At 55.7% G+C, this 628-nt stretch carries 2 protein-coding genes; both read right to left on the bottom strand.

Features of this window, described 5'->3' with window-relative positions:
• On the bottom strand, positions 1-411 hold a 411-nt coding region (locus tag RR877_RS02745), incomplete at its 3' end, for a nitrilase-related carbon-nitrogen hydrolase (protein WP_332627676.1).
• The gene (locus RR877_RS02740) at positions 356-565 is read right to left on the bottom strand and encodes a hypothetical protein (RefSeq protein ID WP_332627675.1); all 210 of its coding nucleotides are present in this window, start codon (positions 563-565) and stop codon (positions 356-358) included. The genes RR877_RS02745 and RR877_RS02740, both read right to left, overlap by 56 nt.
• Positions 566-628 lie beyond the last annotated feature (63 nt).

The following is a 628-nucleotide window of genomic DNA, read 5'->3' as shown; positions in this document are numbered from 1 at the left end:
ACCGGCATCCACCAAACGCCTGGTGGTCTCGGGGAAACGCAAATCAAAGCAAGTCTGCATTCCTACCGTGAGATCATCCACGGTGAATAGCTGAGGGGCCTCTGCAGGATCTCCTGCCTGCATCCACTCGCTTTCGAGCATGTCGAAGGCGTCATAGAGGTGCACCTTGCGATATCTCGCCACGACGCCTGCCCCTGGCAGCACCGCGATAGCGGTGTTGTAGGGGCGCTTATCGTCGGGGTTGTCAGACTTTTCAAGCATGCCGATAACGATGGCAATGTTGCACTCATCTGCCAGCTCGGTCATGGCTTCCACGAAGGGGCCGTCCATAGTCTCGGCGTATTCAAACACCCAGTCACCGAGCTTGCCGCCCAGCACAGACGAGTACTGGCAGAACAATGAGTCGAGCATCGTTGTGAGACGCAGCGTGTACGAGAGCCTGAATGGTGCTCACGTTCTCTGCTGGGTTGGGCCCAGGACCGAACTGCGCAACAGCAACTTTCACGCCGCCCACATCTTGGGATTCTCCGAGGTCGTCGTTCTTGGTGTCGAATTCTTCAGCCATTACTTACCCAATCCAAGAATCTCTCTCGTGACGCGAACATCGTTATGCATTTGCTCAATGAGT

It is taken from the genome of Aurantimicrobium sp. (assembly GCF_036667855.1).
Lineage (GTDB): Bacteria > Actinomycetota > Actinomycetes > Actinomycetales > Microbacteriaceae > Aurantimicrobium.
Note: the sequence above shows the minus strand (reverse complement) of the source record. Positions and strands in the feature narration are given on the sequence as shown.

What these genes read in the sequence shown, in the direction of transcription:
- RR877_RS02740 (WP_332627675.1), bottom strand. Translation starts at nt 565, where the DNA reads ATGGCTGAAGAATTCGACACCAAGAACGACGACCTCGGAGAATCCCAA.